This window comes from Limosilactobacillus ingluviei DSM 15946 (genome assembly GCF_001435775.1).
Lineage (GTDB): Bacteria > Bacillota > Bacilli > Lactobacillales > Lactobacillaceae > Limosilactobacillus > Limosilactobacillus ingluviei.
Window position 1 is genome coordinate 16,085 of the sequence record NZ_AZFK01000004.1, and the last position, 17,599, is coordinate 33,683.

The window sequence follows — 17,599 nt, forward strand, 5'->3', positions numbered from 1 at the left end:
TAGGTGGTAAGGATGACAGAAACAGTAATCACAGAAGCGATTAAAGTGCAGGCAGTGGCAGCGTTGAAGGAATTGATTGCGCAACCTTCAGCTAATCAACCAGCGGCCCCGGGGGCGCCATTTGGCCCGGGAATTCGCCAAGCGTTAGACCAGATGATGGCGTTATGCCAACGGCTGGGGTTTCGGACTTATGCTGATCCAGATGGGTACTATGGCTACGCCGAAATTGGTGAACAAGGGCCGATTTTTGGTGTCGTTGGGCACTTGGACACGGTCCCGGCAGGAGATTTAGCAGCTTGGGACACGGATCCGTTTGAGCCAGTTATTCGTGATGGTAAGATTATTGGTCGGGGAGCGCAAGATGATAAGGGACCGACGATTGCGGCCCTCTATGCCGTGAAGGCATTGTTGGACGCGGGTTATCAGTTGAAGCAAAAGATTCGCTTTATTTTTGGGACCGATGAAGAAATTTTGTGGCGTGGCATTGCGAAATATAACGAAAAAGAAGTGCCGATTGATGCCGGGATTGCCCCGGATTCTGAGTTTCCGTTAACTTACGCGGAAAAAGGATTACAACAATCCTATTTAGTAGGCCCGGGGACGGATCAGTTTACCCTGCATATGGAGAATGCCTTTAATGCCGTGCCGGCTAAAGCCGAATATACGGGACCACGTTTGGCCGAGGTGCAAGCAGCGTTAGAACGACACCATTTCGCCTTCGAAGCCACGGCTGACAAATTAACGGTCTTAGGAAAATCCGTCCACGCCATGAACGCCCCACAAGGAACGAATGCGGTCCTCCGGTTAGCAATTGCCTTGGATGAAGTCTTTGATTTTGCCCCGCTACATTTCTTAGGACAAGTCTTTAAGGAAGATGCGACCGGGGCCAACGTTTTGGGGCGGGTTGCGGATGAATCGGGGCAACTGACGTTTAACATTTCCAGTTTGGAAGTGAATGCTAAAGAAACGCGGTTACAAATCGATCTGCGGATTCCAGTGACGATTGATCGCGATCAATTAATTGCGGATTTAACGGCTAAGATTGCCCCATACGAACTTAAGTATGAGCATTTTGACTATTTGGCGCCCCTCTTTGTGCCGAAGGAAACGCCGTTGGTGCAAACTTTGATGGCAGTTTACCAAGAAAAGACGGGGGATCAAACGCCACCGCAAATTTCTGGCGGAGCGACATTTGCCCGGACAATGCATAACTGTGTAGCGTTTGGGGCAATGTTGCCGGGGGTGCCTGACTATATGCACCAAGCAAATGAACAATGGCCATTAGAAAGTATGTATCAAACCATGGATATTTATGCTGAAGCCATTAAACGGCTTTGCTTTACTGAGCATTAAAAAATAAAGACCAAGCCTGTTTTTGCGGGCTTGGTCTTATTTTTTAGATTGTTGCACTTAGTCCTTAACCGCGACTTTAACCGGGGTCGGTAGGGTAGCAACAAATTGCTGATAAGCAGCGTCTTCACCGGTTTCGGTAACGACGACTTGGTCGGTGGTAAAGTTGGCAGCAGCTAACAAGTCGTCAGCAATTTCTAATTGGTGAGTAACAGTGGCATTGCCAATTAATTCGATTTGGTAATGGTGGTGGACTGAGTGTAATAAAGTTTTCACCAAGCCCCCCGGGTTATAGACGGTAATTGGCGTCTCGAAGTGGCCTAAGGTTGGGTGGGTGAGGGCAAAAGCCAAGCTCGTTGCCGACATCCCCGTCCCACAAGCATTGGTGAAGCCGACTCCTCTTTCATAAGTCCGAACAAACAGTTCGTCTTCGCCCAAAATTTTGGCAAAATTTAAGTTAACGCCATCGGGATAGTACGGATTCGGTTGATTTAAAAAGGCCCCTAATTCCCCCATTAAGGGGCCGGTTAATAATGCTTCATCGCCAAATGCGATGAGATGAGGATTAGGGACGGCTAGGCTAGTGAAGCGGAGCCCGGGCGCAAGTTCTGGTACTAGATCATCGATGATGCGTTCACGCCCCAAATTAGTAAAGGGCAGGGCAGCGGCATTGAAACGGACGGGTGAAATTTCAACTGCAAAAGCGGGGACTTGGGTGGCAAAGTCCGTTTCTTTGCGAACTGCTAAGTCAGCCTGCCGAGTCTCGACCTTAAAGTTGGTTTGGCCGGTCTTTTCGCTTAAGTAACGCGCTACCGTCCGTAAACCATTGCCACACATAGAAGCTTCATTACCATCGGCGTTAATCACCCGCATTTGCCCCAACACACCGGGATGCTCGGAACGATTGACCACTAATAACCCATCGGCCCCATGTAAAAAACCATTACCTGGATCGGTCAAATGCTGGGCTAAGCGAATCAAGGCGGGATCACTCAGAGGGGTTGGGAGGGTGGTTTGATCAAGCAAGAAAAAATGGTTAAACGAACCGTGGACTTTTAACAACTGGGCCATAAATAAAGTTCCTTTCTTAGTTAAAAAAATGATTATAGATAACTTGCACCGCCCGATCACAATCCGCTGGATCGGTGCCAATCATGGTCGCAATTTTTGAGGCTCCCTGGTTAATCATTTGTACGGCGATTTTTTCGTGCGCCAGGGTTGCCAAAATTTCGGCCGGAATTGTTGGCGAGCTTGCCATGCCTTCTCCAACGATGGTAATCAGCGCAAATTCATTAATCCATTCTAAGCGGTCGGGATTAATGGTGGTTTGAATTTCATCACAAATCTCATCGACTAATTCTGGGGTTAGGTGATGTTGATCAAAGACAATGGTAATGTCATCAATGCCCGATGGCATATGCTCGTATGGGACTTCGTGAGCATCCAAAATTTTTAAGATTTGCAGGGTGAAGCCAGCTTCCTTGTTTAGCAAGTATTTATGCAAATAAAGGGCAGCAAAGTGCTTGCCAGCGGCGATCCCGGTAATGGGCCGGGTCGGGGTAAAATCACGGTCGGTTACGATCATGGTCCCAGGCTTATCCGGAGCCAATGTATTCTTGACGTTAATTGGTACGCGGGCGGCGATGGCTGGGAGCAGTGCTTCATCGTGGAAGACGGAGAAACCAGCGTAAGACAGCTCGCGCATTTCCCGGTAGGTCATCACTTTAATCGGCGTTGGGGAGGCAACTAACTTTGGATCGACGGCAAAAATGGCGTCAACGTCAGTAAAGTTTTCGTAACGTTCGGCCCCTAAGCCGCGGGCTAAAATAGCGCCGGTAACGTCAGAGCCGCCCCGTGAAAAGGTGGCAATGTAGCCGGCCATGGTAAACCCAAAGAACCCAGGAACGACGATTCGCTCATCTGGAGCTAACTGAAAGTCTGCCAGTAAGTGATAAGTTTCTGGGGCCACCATGGCGTTATTAGGGGTCCCCGTAACCATAATCCCAATTTCTTTAGGATCAACAAACCGGGCCTTAAGTCCCAGGTGATTTAAAATGGCAGCCAACAACTGCGCGTTTAAGCGTTCACCATGCGCCTTAAAGGTTGCGAGGCGGTAAGCAGCCGTTGGATAATCACCGTTTGGCAACTCATTTAACGCGCCTTTAATGGGCGTTAATGCGCTTGCGGGTAAATTAAAGTGCGCGGCAATGGCTTGGTAACGGTCAAAAATTTCCTTGATGATGGCTTGAGAATTTTGCTGGTTTTGGCCGCTTTGCGCGTATTGAATCAACAGATCCGTGACCTTGGTATCGTCGTGATGACGTTTGCCCGGGGCGGACGTAACGATTACTTGCCGGGCCGGATCGGCTTGGATAATGCGGACCGCTTGTGCGACAGCTGCTCCGTTTGCCAACGAACTGCCACCGAATTTAATGACTTTCATAATTATGCACTCCTTGGTAATTAACCGAAAATATTTTAATAGAATTCTAACACTATTTTTCGGTCTGACAAGTAAAAAGTGCAGATAAAACGTTGTACTAACGAGTCAGAAACAGGTTCAGACAATAGTAGAAAAACGATGAAATTAAAGCGAAATTAAAAAAGACTTGACGTCGTCGCCGAATAATTATAAACTACCAGTAAATCGAAGAGGCGCAGCCAACAAGAGTAACGATTTGGAGTTTTTCTCAACGAGGAAGAATTGCGAAAGGGGAGGTTGCCGAAGCGATCATGGATGAGAATTAAATGATCAGCTGGGTCGGCGCAGAAGATGCGTCGGACTGTCGTAGGACAATAAGAGCCTGCGGTGCGCTATCGACTTTATTCAAGGAACCCAAACTTGGTAAGCCCCGAAGTGCACCCGCTTTGGGGCTTTTTAAGTGCCTGCAGAAACGGGAGGATTTCAATGCAACAAACAACGCAACCACTAGCAGTGAATGCAGCCGGCCATTTAGAAATTGGTGGGGTTGATAGTTTAGCGTTAGCAAAGCAATATCAAACCCCATTGGTCGTCTACGATGTGGCAAAAATTCGGGAACAAATTCGGCGCTTTAAGCAGGTGTTTGAAGCCGCAGGAGTTGAGTACGCCGTTTCTTTTGCCAGCAAGGCGCTGTCGATCAAAGCGATCTACCAGGTGATGCAAGCCGAAGGTGCGCACGCGGATGTGGTGTCTGGTGGTGAAATTTATACTGCGCAAACCGCAGGATTTCCAATGGCCAGGGTCAGTTTTCATGGTAACAATAAATCCCGGGCCGAATTGGAACAAGCACTGGATGCTGGGGTCGGCATGATTGTCGTTGACAATTTTCATGAAATTGAATTGTTGAAAACATTATTAACGGAACGAAATGTCATGCAAAAGGTCATGGTGCGGATTACCCCAGGCATTACCGCCCACACCAACGAATATATTCAAACCGGTCAGGTTGATTCCAAATTTGGTTTTGATCTGGCCTCAGGGCAAGCGGATCAAGCAATTCAGGCTCTGTTAGCGGATTCGCACTTCAAAGTAATGGGTTTGCATGCCCACATTGGCTCCCAAATCTTTGACGTGCAAGGTTTTGCGGGGGTGGCACAGAAACTAGTTGAAGTGGCTAAGCACTGGCAAACTAAGTTTGATTATGTACCAACGATTGTCAATGTTGGGGGCGGCTTTGGAATTCGGTACGTCAGTGCTGATCATCCCCAAGCTCCCGAACAATTTGTGGCCACAATTGTCAGCGAGATCCAAAAGGCGACCCAGGCCGCTAACTTGCCAATGCCGGCGATTTGGATTGAACCTGGGCGGTCACTAGTGGGGCCAGCCGGTTTTAATCTTTACACGGTGGGCAGTCGCAAGGAAATTCCTGGTTACGCCCCGTTTGTGTCAGTTGACGGGGGGATGGGTGATAACATCCGGCCGGCTTTATACCAAGCGGAATATGAAACAGTGTTGGCTAAGGCCCCCCAAGCCCCAGCAGAAGAAACGGTGCGCATTGCAGGGAAGTATTGTGAGTCTGGGGATATTTTGAGTCAACACCAAGCTTTACCGAAGACCGTTCCTGGCGACGTCTTGGCAATGCTGGCAACCGGGGCCTATGGTTTCTCGATGGCTTCAAATTATAACCGGAACCCGCGGCCGGCCGTCGTATTTGCTGAAAATGGTCAGAGCCAACTGGTGGTGAAGCGGGAAAGTTACGCGGACCTGGTTCAAAATGATTTAGACTACCGAGCATAAATATACCTATTATATATTGGAGGATAAAATGGCAACTTTAGATGCACAAGCAATTATTAATTACATCGCAACAGCAGAAAAGAAGACGCCCGTCAAGGTTTACCTCAAGGGGGCGGACTTAACGGCTCTGGATTATCCTGCGGGCACTGAACCGTTTGTGGAAGCGCACAGCGGGGTCTTGTTTGGAGATTGGCAAGTAATCAAGCCATTCTTGGCTGCGCATGAAACGGTCTTTACTGGGGTGCGGGTTGAAAACAATGCCCGCAATTCGGCAGTGCCGTTGTTGGACTTAAAGGAAGTCAACGCCCGGATTGAACCCGGCGCCATTATTCGGGATCAAGTTGTGATTGGTGATAATGCCGTTGTGATGATGGGAGCGACCATTAATATTGGCGCCGAAGTTGGTGCCGGTTCAATGATTGATATGGGAGCGATCCTTGGTGGTCGGGCCATCGTCGGTAAGAACTGCCACATTGGTGCCGGGACGGTCTTGGCTGGGGTAGTGGAACCAGCTAGTGCGCAACCAGTCCGGGTTGATGATGATGTCTTGATTGGTGCCAATGCCGTTGTGATCGAAGGGGTTCACATTGGAAAAGGAGCGGTTGTCGCGGCCGGGGCGGTCGTAGTTGAAGACGTCCCAGCGGGCAAAGTAGTGGCTGGGGTCCCGGCCCGGGTGATCAAAGATGTTGATGAACAAACGTCCAGTAAGACGGGGTTAGAAGCTGATTTAAGAAAGTTGTGATTAAATGAGTTTAACAGAAGCAGAATTAATTCAGATTCGCCGTCATTTGCACCAAATTCCGGAATTGGCCTTGCAAGAAGTTCAGACCCATGCCTATCTTCGCTCGGTAATTGAACAGTTGGCGACGCCCTTCATGGAGCTTAAGACCCCGGCTGAGTTGCCAACGGCTCTCTTGGTTTTGATCAAGGGAACGGCGCCCCGCCGGACAATTGGTTACCGTGCCGATATTGATGCTTTGCCAGTCACTGAGGCCACCGGCTTACCATATGCTTCTAAGCACCCAGGGGTGATGCACGCTTGTGGTCACGACGTGCACATGACAGTGGCGTTGGGCGTCTTAAGTTACTTTGCCAGTCACCGGCCCCAAGATAATCTGCTCTTTTTCTTTCAACCAGCTGAAGAAAGTGAAAACGGTGGTAAATTGGTGTATGAAGCGGGGGTGTTTACCGGTCAGTGGCGACCGGATGAATTCTACGGCTTGCACGACAATCCTGAGCTACCGGCCGGTGCAATTGGTTGTCGCTTAGGGACTTTGTTTGCAGGGACCACTGAATTTAATATTGAAATTGAAGGGGTTGGCGGGCACGCGGCCTTTCCTCATCAGGCCAATGATGCGGTGGTGGCGATGGGCACCCTGATTACTCAAATTCAAACAATTGTGGCCCGCAACGTGGATCCCATCCAAAGTGGGGTGGTGACAATTGGTAAGGTGCAAGCAGGAACGATTCGTAATGTGATTGCTGATCACGCCCGCTTAGAAGGGACGATTCGGGGGCTGACCCAAGCCATGATTCTGACCATTGATGAGCGCTTAAAAGCCTTGTGTCAAGGTTTAGAGACGGCATTTGGGGTTAAGGTCAAGCTGACTTTAAACCAAGGCGGATACTGGCCGGTTGAAAACAACCCCGCTTTGACGAAGCACTTGATTGAATATATGCGATCAGCGCCAGCCGTCAATTATGTTGAAACGGCGCCGGCAATGACAGGGGAAGACTTTGGCTATTTATTGGCGAAATTTCCGGGGACGATGTTTTGGCTGGGGGTCGATTGTAATGCGCAATTACACTCGGCCAAATTAGCCCCACAGGAAAAGGCGATTCAGGCAGGGGTAACCGCGATTACGGGTTTCTTAACTGCCCGTATGCAACAAAACTATGAAGTAACGGCCAAATAAGGGAGGCACAACGATGGATTTAAAAGCAGCAGATTTAATGGTGGCAATTGTCACCCCGTTCACGGAAGCAAATGAAATTAATTACCCAGCGTTAGACCAACTGACGGAACATTTATTGGCAAATGGTGCCAATGGGTTTGTGATTGGGGGAACGACGGGCGAAACGCCGACCTTGTCACATGACGAAAAGTTAGCCTTGTATCGGCACTTTGGTGCTTTAGTGGCGGGGCGCGTTCCCGTCATTGCCGGGACTGGCAGCAACAATACTGCCGAAACGATTGCCTTTACAAACGAAGTGGCGACCATTGATGGGATTGATGCCGCTTTGGTAGTGGTTCCGCCGTATAATAAGCCGAACCAACGGGGGATGCTGGCCCACTTCACAGCAGTTGCCGATGCGGTTGATTTGCCAATTATGATTTACAATATCCCGGGTCGGACGGGCGTTAAGATGGAAGTAGCGACCTTATTACAATTGGCGCAACATCCCCAAATTGTCGGGGTTAAGCAATGTGCCAGTCTCCCAGAAATGCAAGCTTTGATCGAACAGGCACCGGCAGATTTTGCAATTTTCTCTGGTGAAGATGAACAAGCCTTGGTTACGAAAGTCTTGGGCGGTGCCGGGGTTATCTCTGTTGCGGGGCATGTTTACATCACCCAGTTGCGGGCCATGTACGATGCCTTAGCGCAAGGTGATGTGGCCAAGGCAGGTCAATTGCAACGTTGGTTGACGCCCCGCATGGCGGCGCTCTTTATGTATCCTTCCCCATCACCAGTGAAGGCCGTTTTAAATGCGCAAGGTTTTGCGGTTGGGGGATGTCGCTTGCCAATCGTAACGTTAAATGACGCAGAGAAACAAGAATTGGCTACGGCGTTGCAACTTCCAGCCAGCGCTTTAACTGATCAGCTACCGTTGGATCTAGGAGGTGATTTGGATGCCTAAGGTTTTAATTGCTGGTTATACTGGGGCGATGGGCCGGTATGCGACGGCTTTAGTCAATGGAATGGCTGATTTTGAAGTTACCGCTGGTTTGGCGCCACATGATGCCCCGACGGAATTGCCAGCGGGTGCCAAACGTTATCATTCATTAGCGGAAGTCGAAGCTAGCGTGGCTGATATTTGGCTAGATTTTACCGTGCCCGGAGCGGTGAAAGAAAACGTAACCTATGCGTTAACGCATGGCTTTACCCCGATTGTCGGGACGACGGGCTTGAGTCCGGCTGATGTTGCAGAATTGCAAGATTTGGCGAAGCAAAATGGGCAAGGTGGTTTGATTGCTCCCAACTTTGGTATGAGTGCGGTCTTATTAATGAAGTTTGCTAAGGAAGCGGCCACCTATTTCCCGGATGCAGAAGTAATTGAGATGCACCACGAAGATAAAAAGGATGCCCCGTCCGGGACGGCGCTGACTACCGCCCAAATGATTGCTGCCGCGCGGACCAGTCATCCCCGTCCCCACAGCAGTCAGGAAAGTGTCCCTGGGGCGTTGGGCGCGCAAGTCGATGGTGTGGCAGTTCACGCGGTTCGCTTACCAGGGTACGTTGCCCATGAACAAGTTTTGTTCGGGGGTCCCGGCGAAGCCTTGACCATTCGTCAGGATTCGTTTGACCGTTCTTCATTTATGAGTGGGGTCAAAGTTGCCCTAGAAAAGGCGGCTGATTTAAACGAGTTGGTCTTTGGACTAGAAACGATTTTGTAATGAAATAAAAAGGGGTTACAGCATGCCACAATTAGCACACGCACTACACGGGATGGGAAACCGGATTTTACAACAAACGCCACCAGCGCAAATTCGCGCGTTTGACCAAGAAATTTCGGCCGTACCAGAGCTAGTTAAATTAACTTTAGGTGAGCCGGGTTTTGATGTCCCGACGCACATTAAGCAAGCCGCCATCCAAAGTATTCACGATAATGATTCGCACTATGCGGCAGCAGCCGGGAAATTGCCACTGCGGCAAGCCATTGCAACCAATTTAAAACAACGCTATGGGGTTGATTACCAACCGGATGGTGAGGTGGTTGTAACTAATGGGGCGACCGAAGCCTTAACGGCAAGCCTGTTAAGTTTATTGAATCCTGGCGATAAAGTAATTATTCCCACCCCAGGTTATGCCTTGTATCAACCGTTAGTTGCCTACACGGGCGCCCAACCCGTGGAAGTTAATACCCGGGCGGATGGGTTTGTTTTGACGCCGGAAAAGTTAGCTGCTGTCATTGAGGCCAACGCGCCAGTAAAGGCCCTGCTGTTAAATTTCCCGGTCAATCCAACGGGCCGAACTTATCAGCAAGCTGAATTAGCTGCCTTGGCCGCGGTGGCTAAACAGTACCATCTTTTGGTCTTGGCGGATGAAATCTATGGGGATTTGACGTATGATCATCGCCATTACTCGATGGTTGAAGCTTTGCCTGAGCAAACGGTGTTGATTTCGGGGCTGTCTAAGTCACACGCGATGACGGGGTGGCGGATTGGGTATCTCGCGGGCCCGGCCGCGTTGGTTCAGCAAATTGCTAAGATGCATTCGTTTTTAGTGACGTGCATTAATGATACAGCCCAAGCTGCTGCACTCGAGGCAATTGAAAATGGCCAGGACGATCCCGTCAAGTTCCGGCAGGAATACGAGCACCGCCGGAACTTAATGATCGAAGCGCTCACGGCGGCTGGCTTTGAAATGGCAACCCCTGAGGGGGCCTTTTACCTGTTTGCCAAGATTCCTGCTCAATATGGCGATGATGATTTTGCCTTTGCGCGGGTCTTGGCCAAGCAAGCGCGGGTCGGGGTAATTCCTGGTAGCGTCTTTGGTCCTGGCGGTGAAGGGTACGTCCGGTTGTCATACGCCGCTGATGAAGCCGATATAAAAGTGGCCATGGCGCGCATCCAAGCCTTTATGGCGGCCCAAAATTAAAGTGATTAGCAAAACGAGTGAAGCAAAAGGAGACAATTATGGCAAAGGAATATGTAGTAGCAATTCTAGGGGCAACCGGTGCGGTTGGGCACCGGATGATTGAACAATTGGCAGCGTCCTCGATTCCAGTCAAGCAAGTAAAGTTATTAGCATCGGCCCGGTCAGCGGGGAAGCAAATGCAATTTCGGGATCAGATGCTGACGGTTGAAGAAACCACCCCGGCTTCTTTTGAGGGGGTGGACTTGGTATTGAGTTCGGCTGGCGGTGCCACGTCAAAGCGGTTCTTACCCGAAGCAGTTAAGCGGGGAGCGGTTTGTGTGGATAACACCAGTTATTTCCGGATGGACCCAACAGTACCATTAGTGGTTCCTGAAGTTAATCCCGAGGCCTTGGCCCACCACCAGGGGATTATTGCCAACCCGAATTGTTCAACCATTCAAATGGTTGTGGCCTTGGAACCAATTCGACAGGCCTTTGGTTTAAAGCAAGTGATTGTGTCGACTTATCAGGCAGCCTCCGGAGCGGGCCAAAGCGCATTAAATGAATTTAAGGCCCAAGCCCAAGCCTACTTAAATGGCGAAGAAATGCAGGCGGAAATTCTGCCAACGAAAGGGGATAAGCGCCACTATCCCTTGGCCTTTAATTTGTTGCCGCAAATCGATGTCTTAGAAGAAAACGGGTACTCGCATGAAGAATGGAAGATGATTCATGAAACCAAGAAGATCATGTTTGGCGACATGAATTCACCAGCCGTTAAGGTAACGGCCACTTGTGTCCGGGTGCCAGTGGCAATTGGTCACGGGGAATCCGTCTACTTTACGGTAGAAGATGAAACGGCTACGGCTGAACAAATTCGGGCGGTCTTGGCCCAAGCCCCAGGGGTAGTTGTGCAAGATGATTTAGCCAACCAAGTCTACCCCCAACCACTGCAAGCTGAAGGTAAAGGGGATACTTTTGTCGGTCGGATCCGGCCGGATTATGAAAATCCAGGTGCCTTTAACATGTGGATCGTCGCCGATAATCTGCTCAAAGGGGCGGCTTTGAATGCCGTTCAAAACGCGGAAGAATTGGTTAAGCGAGGCTTGATTTAAAGTAAAAAAGCGATGATGAAGCCAAAATTCATCATCGCTTTTTACGTTGCTAGTAGCCGTAGAGGACATCGCGGTGGATTTGATCGGCGTTAATTGCGCCCGTAGTTGTTAAGAAGGTTTGGACCGCGTCGATGACGGTTTCACTGCCAGAGAGGAAATAATCGGCAGTGTTGCCGTAGTGTTGGGTAGTTGCTAACAAAGCGGCTTGGGCTGCCTGACGATTTTTTACAATGTGCAAGTGGAAATTAGCATGTTGGGCGGCCCACGCTTCGAAATCAGCTTGGTAGAGGTGGTAATCATGGGCCGTGAAAATCAATTCAATTGGGGTGGTGGTCTTTTGGCTCAGGGCGTCTTGAATTAAGGCGCGCAATGGTGTGATACCAACCCCGCTTGCGAACATGACCAATGGATGATCAAGAGTGGGCAAGGTAAAATTGCCTAACGGACCATAGATGGTCACGGCTTCACCTGGTTGCAACTCCAAGAGCTGGGTTTTAAAGCTGCTGGGCGTTTGCCGGGTCCGGGTGGCTAACTGCAAGTAGCCAGCTTCTTCTGGGGCAGCGGGCGAAAGGGCGCGAACCTTTTTTTGGTCGGTTACGGCTTTGGTTGGCAGGCCCAGTCGAATATACTGGCCGCTTTGCCAATGGAGACCCGCAGGAATTTTAACCTTTAATTCATAGTAGTCGTTTGCGACATGAGTGAGGGATAAGACCTCACTTTGGTAGCTTGGTAAGTCAGTTGCCATGTTGAATTCCTTTCTATAATGAAGTATAGGCGCATTATACCGAACTTAATCCCCAAAAGGAAAGAAAAAAGCCTTTAAAAGCGTTTTCAAAACCTGTTAAACTGGAAGCGAGCAGAAAGCTTTTGGAAGGAGGATTATGATGAACTTTGATCAAATTATTAATCGGCGGGCGACTAATTCTGCCAAGTGGACGGTTGGGCCGAATGAATTGCCCTTGTCGATTGCCGACATGGATTTTCCAACCGCCCCTGCCATCGTGGCGGCCTTGCAAGCGAAAGTAGCCACGGGGATCTTTGGTTATGAGACGGTTCCGGTCACCTATTATCAAGCTGTGGCAGACTGGTATGCCAATGAACACGGCTGTCGCCCTCAAATTGAGTGGATGCAATATGCCAGTGGGGTGATCCCGGCGTTAGCTTCCGTCATTCGCCGGGTCACGAATCCCGGTGACCAAGTTCTCCTGCAAGCGCCCGTTTACAATATGTTTTTTCAAACCATCCGCGATAATGGTCGTCAAGTGGTTTCCAGTGACCTAAATTATGATCCAACGACGCAAAGCTATTCAATTGACTGGAGAGACTTGGAAACTAAACTGGCGGATCAACGGACGCGGTTGCTGATTTTGTGTAATCCGCATAATCCGACCGGACAAATTTGGTCCCAAGCAGACCTGATCCGCTTGGCGGAATTGAGCGGTAAATATCACGTTAAGATTTTTGCGGACGAAATCCATGGCGACATTACCTTTAATGAAACCGGCTATGTGCCATTCTTCAGCTTGCCCACTTCATTATTGCAACAAGTCATCGTGGCGGTTTCCCCAAGTAAGACGTTTAACGTTGCCTCCATTCATGCAGCGATCCTTTTGATTCCGAATGCCGATTTACGCGCGGTAATCCGGCAGGGACTGCAAAATGATGGGTTAACGGCGGTTAATTTAGCCGCCATTCCTGCTACGATTGCGGCTTATACGCAAGGCCAAGCCTGGCTGCATGAATTATTGGCCTATTTAAAAACGAATCGCGCTTGGGTGGAACAACTGATTGCAACTCAACTGGCCAGTCAAATCCAGGTGGTCCCGGCGCAGGCGACTTATTTGGCCTGGTTGGACTGCCGACAGGTGACGCGAGATACTCAGCCCTTAGCGGAATTTTTGCGCCAAACGACGGGGTTGATTTTAACGCCGGGGGCAGTTTATGGGGAACCAGGGAAAGCTTTTTTGCGGTTAAACCTGGCCTATCCGCGCGCGGTGCTTGAAGATGGACTGGCGCGCCTGGTTCAGGGGGTGGCAGCCTATCAAGAGAAATCTAGGAATTAATCCGTAGGCGTTCAACTAAATCTGTTATACTGAAACCTAATTGGGTGGTCACTTGGTGTGGCTCACCGGAATTCTGGAAAAAGGTTGTGTTAATGGAATGGATGCAGAAAAACTTTCGCAACGGTTGCAAACGGTCGCTGACTTTGTTCCCCAAGGAGCACGGTTAGCCGACATTGGGACGGATCACGCCTACTTGCCAGCCGCCTTGGTTTTAGCTGGTCGGATTGACTTTGCGGTGGCAGGCGATGTGACGCTTGGTCCCTTGCAAAATGCCACGGCGGAAATCGAACGCTTGCACTTAAGCGAACAAATTCAGCCGCGGTTGGCCGATGGGTTGGCGGCAATTCAGCCTACCGATCAAATCGACACCGTCGTGATTGCTGGAATGGGGGGCACCTTGATTGCTAAAATTCTGACGGCTGGCGCGGCGCAATTGGCAGGGGTCAAACGGTTGATTTTACAACCTAACGTTGGTGAAGCCCGGGTCCGGCAATGGTTAATGGAACATCATTATCAATTGATGGCCGAACGAATTGTGGCTGAAGACGGTCATATCTATGAAATCTTAGTAGCGGACTACACGGGAGTGCCCTTTAGCTATAATGCCCGTGAGTTGCGCTTTGGCCCATTTTTATTAGCGGCCGGGGGACCGATTTTCCGCCAAAAGTGGCAAGAAGAATTGCAGCGCGAAGCTGCGGCGCTTGAGCAAATGAAGGCAGCGAAGGAACCGCCGTTAGAAAAAATTGCCGCCTTTCAAGCCCAATTAGCGCAAATTAAGGAGGTCTTGGCATGACGACCGGCTTAGAAGTAATGGCCCGCTTTGAGCAATTTGCGGCGCCAGCGTGGGCCGAGGACTGGGATCACGTTGGTTGGCAATTGGGCGACCCGACCCGGGCCGTCCGGCGAATGTTGATTACGTTAGATGTGCGACCAGCGGTAGTTGACGAAGCAATTGATGCGGGGGTAGACCTGATCTTTTCTCACCACCCGCTGATGTTTCGACCAGCCAAAGATTTGGATTTGCGGCAGCCGCAAAATGCAATGTATGCCAAGCTCTTGGCCCATGGAATTACTGTTTATTCGGCGCATACGAACTTGGATTCAGCCCCGGGAGGGATGAATGATTGGTTAGCGGCGCAATTGGGTTTGCAAAATTTAACCGGGTTGGTCCCAAGTAAACTAAGTTCCCCCACGGGGGAACCGGTGGCCTTAGGGCGGGTAGGTGATTTGCCGGTTGCGTTATCGCCGGCAGAATTTGTTAGTTGGTGTCAGCAACATTTCCACGTCGCTGGCTTACGGTTCGTCACGCCCCCGGCGGCAGTGACGCAAATTAAGCGCGTGGCTATTGTCGGCGGAGCGGGCAGTGAATTTTATCCCCAGGTTCTGGCGGCCGGGGCCCAAGCTTACGTCACGGGGGACGTCTCGTACCACGTGGCCCAAGATATGCAAGCCGCTGGGTTGATGCTGGTTGATCCTGGTCACCATATTGAAGTGGTGTGTGTAAAGCAGCTAACGACGTTGTTTAAAAAGTGGGCTCAGTTGGCCAAGTGGCCGCTTGAAATTCAAGCGAGTCAGGTTAAGACGGAACCCTTTAAGTTTATGATGAAAGATGAGATGAAATAATCATGGCAGAAAAATATCCCGGTTTATTAGATCGTTTTTTGAGTTATGTGAAGGTAGAGACCCGTTCTGATCCGGAAAGCAACACGATTCCCACCAGCCCAAAGGAATTGACGCTGTTAAAGCAACTGATGGCGGAACTTTCCGCTTTAGGCTTAAGTGAGGTCCGGATGGGCAAACAGAATGCCATTGTAATGGCAACTTTGCCATCCAATTTAGACCATGAGGCACCGGTAATGGGCTTGCTTGCCCACGTAGACACCGCTGATTTTAATGCGGCGGGGGTAAATCCCCAGATTGTTCAAAATTACGACGGGCAACCGATTCAGCTGGGCGATGGGACGTACACGCTGGATCCTGCCGAATTTCCGAACTTACGCAACTACTTGGGGCAAACCTTGATTACGACCGACGGAACGACGTTGTTGGGAGCGGATGATAAAGCGGGGGTAGCAGAAATTATGACGATGCTTGCCTACTTGGTGGCCCATCCAGAAATTAAGCACGGGACCATTAAAGTTGGCTTTACGCCCGACGAAGAGACCGGGACGGGGGCCACCCATTTTGACGTGACCGATTTTGGAGCTGATTTTGCGTACACCGTGGATGGCGGTCCATTAGGTGAGTTGGAATATGAAACCTTTAACGCCGCCGGAGCAGAAATTACGATTGAAGGCAAGGACGTCCACACTGCGACCGCCAAGGGCGTCATGGTAAATGCGCTTCAGATTGCCATGGATTTGCAAACGATGCTACCGGCGCATGATCGGCCAGAAAAAACGACTGGCCGAGAAGGCTTTTTCCACTTGTACCAATTGGATGGAACCGTTGATCATGCTCGGATGTTGTACTTGATTCGGGATCATGATCGCCAAATGTTTGAGGCCCGGAAGCAAGCATTGCAGGCAGTCGTTACTGATTTAAACGAGCAACTTAGCAGCCAACGTGTGACCTTACAGTTGACGGATCAGTATTATAACCTCAAAGATGCCTTGCAAGGCCATATGGACGTGGTTGAATTGGCGCAAACGGCGATGAAAGAATTGGCGATTGAACCGGTGATTTATCCAGTCCGGGGTGGCACAGATGGCTCGACGATTTCGTATATGGGCTTACCAACGCCAAACTTATTTGCGGGTGGTGAAAACATGCACGCCCGGTTTGAATATGTATCGCTACAAACCATGGAGAAAGCGGTGGATGTGCTGCTGAAAATGAGTGAATTAAACAGCCAACGAACTAAATAGTTGGGGGCTGAACTTTTTGGGAGGTGTTGGTGATGACAAAGCGGTATGAGGCCCGGCTGCGTCGGATGGTCCGGAAATTGGCGATTGCCTTGTTATATGGGATTTTATCAGCGATCGGGGTTAATTTTTTCTTGACCCATGCCAATTCGTACTCATCAGGACTGTTGGGGATTTCCCAATTAATACAAGCAATTGGCTTAACGATGGGGCTGCATTTGAATTTGGGGCTGCTGGTGTTCATTTTTAACGTTCCGCTATTTATCTTTGCTTGGCGGGTCTTTGGACTGAGCTACATTTTCTATTCGGGGTTGGCCGTAATTTTTAATGTCATTGCTTTGGCGTTGATTCCGGTGGTGAAGTTGGTCAGCGATCCGTTAACCAATACCTTGGTCGGCGCGGCCTTAATTGGGTTGGGAATTGGTTTGTGCTTTAACAATGGCTTTACGACCGGGGGCATTGATATTGTCGTGACTTATTGTCAACGGAAGTTTCATAAGAATGTCGGCTTCTTTGCCAACGTCGTAAATGGGGTCATTTTATTAGCGACGGTGATTGCCTTTGGTCCCAGTCGGATCGTGTACAGTTTGATCGGGATGTTGTTAACCAATTGGTTGATGGACTACGTCTTCGTTTCGCAAACGGACGTCAGCGTAACCATTTTTACCAAGCAGGCGGATAAGTTGATTCCCGCGTTGAAGACCTTTGCGCATGGGGCCACGGTAATGCACGGGATCGGTGCGTATACGGGGGATGAGACGGATGTAATTATCGTGATTACCCCCCGGAGTCAGTTGGTTGGTCTACGTAAAATGGTAAAGACCATCGATCCCCGGGTCTTCTTGAGTATTCAACGGACCAGCGTTGAATTAGGGATCTATCGGCGCCACTCATTATAGTTTTAAGGGTACTAAAAAGCGGTTAGTGAGCTAAGTTCACTAACCGCTTTTTATATTGATCAACCAAGTTGGTTAACGTTCTGGATTGGCATGCACCGTCATAAACGTCCAAACATTGGCCGCCACTAAGGCCACCACGGCGCCTAACACGGCACAAAGTTGGAAATCAGCCGTTAAACCTTCCAATTGACTGCCAATGTAGCCTAATACCATCCCTAAGATGGCGCCCCAAAAAAGCACCATCAAATTTTTAAAAATCGTCTTCATACTTTTTCACTCCCTTAGTGGATACG

At 49.8% G+C, this 17,599-nt stretch carries 17 protein-coding genes and 1 riboswitch; of the genes, 13 read left to right on the top strand and 4 right to left on the bottom strand.

Translation table 11 applies throughout. The features are described 5' to 3' along the window. Positions 1-12 precede the first annotated feature (12 nt). Complete coding sequence (locus tag FC43_RS00550; RefSeq protein ID WP_040469676.1) at positions 13-1,353, top strand: M20 family metallopeptidase; 1,341 nt, start codon at positions 13-15, stop codon at positions 1,351-1,353. A 57-nt stretch (positions 1,354-1,410) separates the two neighbouring features. Here FC43_RS00550 and dapF read toward each other — a convergent pair whose 3' ends face one another. Further along, positions 1,411-2,421, bottom strand: a complete 1,011-nt coding sequence (gene dapF / locus FC43_RS00555) for a diaminopimelate epimerase (RefSeq protein ID WP_056953311.1) — start codon at positions 2,419-2,421, stop codon at positions 1,411-1,413. A 16-nt stretch (positions 2,422-2,437) separates the two neighbouring features. Next, the gene (locus tag FC43_RS00560; protein WP_056953312.1) at positions 2,438-3,793 is read right to left on the bottom strand and encodes an aspartate kinase; all 1,356 of its coding nucleotides are present in this window, start codon (positions 3,791-3,793) and stop codon (positions 2,438-2,440) included. Between the two features lie 199 nt (positions 3,794-3,992). Continuing rightward, positions 3,993-4,176, top strand: a riboswitch (Lysine riboswitch). An 82-nt stretch (positions 4,177-4,258) separates the two neighbouring features. Here FC43_RS00560 and lysA point away from each other — a divergent pair. Genes lysA through FC43_RS00595 form a run of 7 tightly spaced genes read left to right on the top strand, consistent with a single transcriptional unit; the run spans position 4,259 to position 11,480 of the window. Next, positions 4,259-5,569 carry a diaminopimelate decarboxylase gene (gene lysA, locus FC43_RS00565; protein WP_056953313.1) on the top strand — a complete coding sequence of 437 codons (1,311 nt, stop codon included), beginning with the start codon at positions 4,259-4,261 and terminating at the stop codon, positions 5,567-5,569. A gap of 28 nt (positions 5,570-5,597) precedes the next feature. Beyond that, positions 5,598-6,311, top strand: coding sequence for a 2,3,4,5-tetrahydropyridine-2,6-dicarboxylate N-acetyltransferase (gene dapD, locus FC43_RS00570; RefSeq protein ID WP_056953314.1), 714 nt, complete (start codon positions 5,598-5,600; stop codon positions 6,309-6,311). Positions 6,312-6,315: 4 nt separating this feature from the next. After that, positions 6,316-7,485: an N-acetyldiaminopimelate deacetylase gene (locus FC43_RS00575; RefSeq protein WP_056953315.1), complete on the top strand. Its 1,170-nt coding sequence runs from the start codon at positions 6,316-6,318 to the stop codon at positions 7,483-7,485. 13 nt (positions 7,486-7,498) lie between these two features. Then, the gene (gene dapA, locus FC43_RS00580; protein WP_019205315.1) at positions 7,499-8,428 is read left to right on the top strand and encodes a 4-hydroxy-tetrahydrodipicolinate synthase; all 930 of its coding nucleotides are present in this window, start codon (positions 7,499-7,501) and stop codon (positions 8,426-8,428) included. Then, on the top strand, positions 8,421-9,185 hold the full coding sequence (gene dapB / locus FC43_RS00585) for a 4-hydroxy-tetrahydrodipicolinate reductase (protein WP_056953317.1): 765 nt from the start codon (positions 8,421-8,423) through the stop codon (positions 9,183-9,185). Before dapA ends, dapB begins: the two co-directional genes overlap by 8 nt. A 22-nt stretch (positions 9,186-9,207) precedes the next feature. Further along, complete coding sequence (locus FC43_RS00590) at positions 9,208-10,389, top strand: aminotransferase class I/II-fold pyridoxal phosphate-dependent enzyme (protein ID WP_019205317.1); 1,182 nt, start codon at positions 9,208-9,210, stop codon at positions 10,387-10,389. A 38-nt stretch (positions 10,390-10,427) separates the two neighbouring features. Continuing rightward, positions 10,428-11,480, top strand: a complete 1,053-nt coding sequence (locus tag FC43_RS00595) for an aspartate-semialdehyde dehydrogenase (protein WP_019205318.1) — start codon at positions 10,428-10,430, stop codon at positions 11,478-11,480. 49 nt (positions 11,481-11,529) lie between these two features. On the opposite strand, the gene FC43_RS00600 is transcribed toward FC43_RS00595, so the two are convergent. Further along, complete coding sequence (locus FC43_RS00600; protein ID WP_056953318.1) at positions 11,530-12,225, bottom strand: FAD-dependent oxidoreductase; 696 nt, start codon at positions 12,223-12,225, stop codon at positions 11,530-11,532. A gap of 136 nt (positions 12,226-12,361) precedes the next feature. Between FC43_RS00600 and FC43_RS00605 the strand changes: the two genes are divergently transcribed. The 5 genes from FC43_RS00605 (at position 12,362) to FC43_RS00625 (ending at position 17,306) form a co-directional block, all read left to right on the top strand. Next, on the top strand, positions 12,362-13,543 hold the full coding sequence (locus FC43_RS00605) for a MalY/PatB family protein (protein ID WP_056953319.1): 1,182 nt from the start codon (positions 12,362-12,364) through the stop codon (positions 13,541-13,543). 97 nt (positions 13,544-13,640) lie between these two features. Further along, on the top strand, positions 13,641-14,336 hold the full coding sequence (locus FC43_RS00610; RefSeq protein ID WP_019205321.1) for a tRNA (adenine(22)-N(1))-methyltransferase: 696 nt from the start codon (positions 13,641-13,643) through the stop codon (positions 14,334-14,336). Next, positions 14,333-15,166, top strand: a complete 834-nt coding sequence (locus tag FC43_RS00615) for a Nif3-like dinuclear metal center hexameric protein (RefSeq protein ID WP_019205322.1) — start codon at positions 14,333-14,335, stop codon at positions 15,164-15,166. Before FC43_RS00610 ends, FC43_RS00615 begins: the two co-directional genes overlap by 4 nt. Then, the gene (gene pepT / locus FC43_RS00620) at positions 15,166-16,410 is read left to right on the top strand and encodes a peptidase T (protein ID WP_156648211.1); all 1,245 of its coding nucleotides are present in this window, start codon (positions 15,166-15,168) and stop codon (positions 16,408-16,410) included. Before FC43_RS00615 ends, pepT begins: the two co-directional genes overlap by 1 nt. A 32-nt stretch (positions 16,411-16,442) precedes the next feature. Then, complete coding sequence (locus FC43_RS00625) at positions 16,443-17,306, top strand: YitT family protein (protein WP_056953321.1); 864 nt, start codon at positions 16,443-16,445, stop codon at positions 17,304-17,306. Positions 17,307-17,378: 72 nt separating this feature from the next. Here FC43_RS00625 and FC43_RS00630 read toward each other — a convergent pair whose 3' ends face one another. Next, complete coding sequence (locus FC43_RS00630) at positions 17,379-17,573, bottom strand: DUF2929 family protein (protein ID WP_019205325.1); 195 nt, start codon at positions 17,571-17,573, stop codon at positions 17,379-17,381. Between the last annotated feature and the right edge of the window lie 26 nt (positions 17,574-17,599).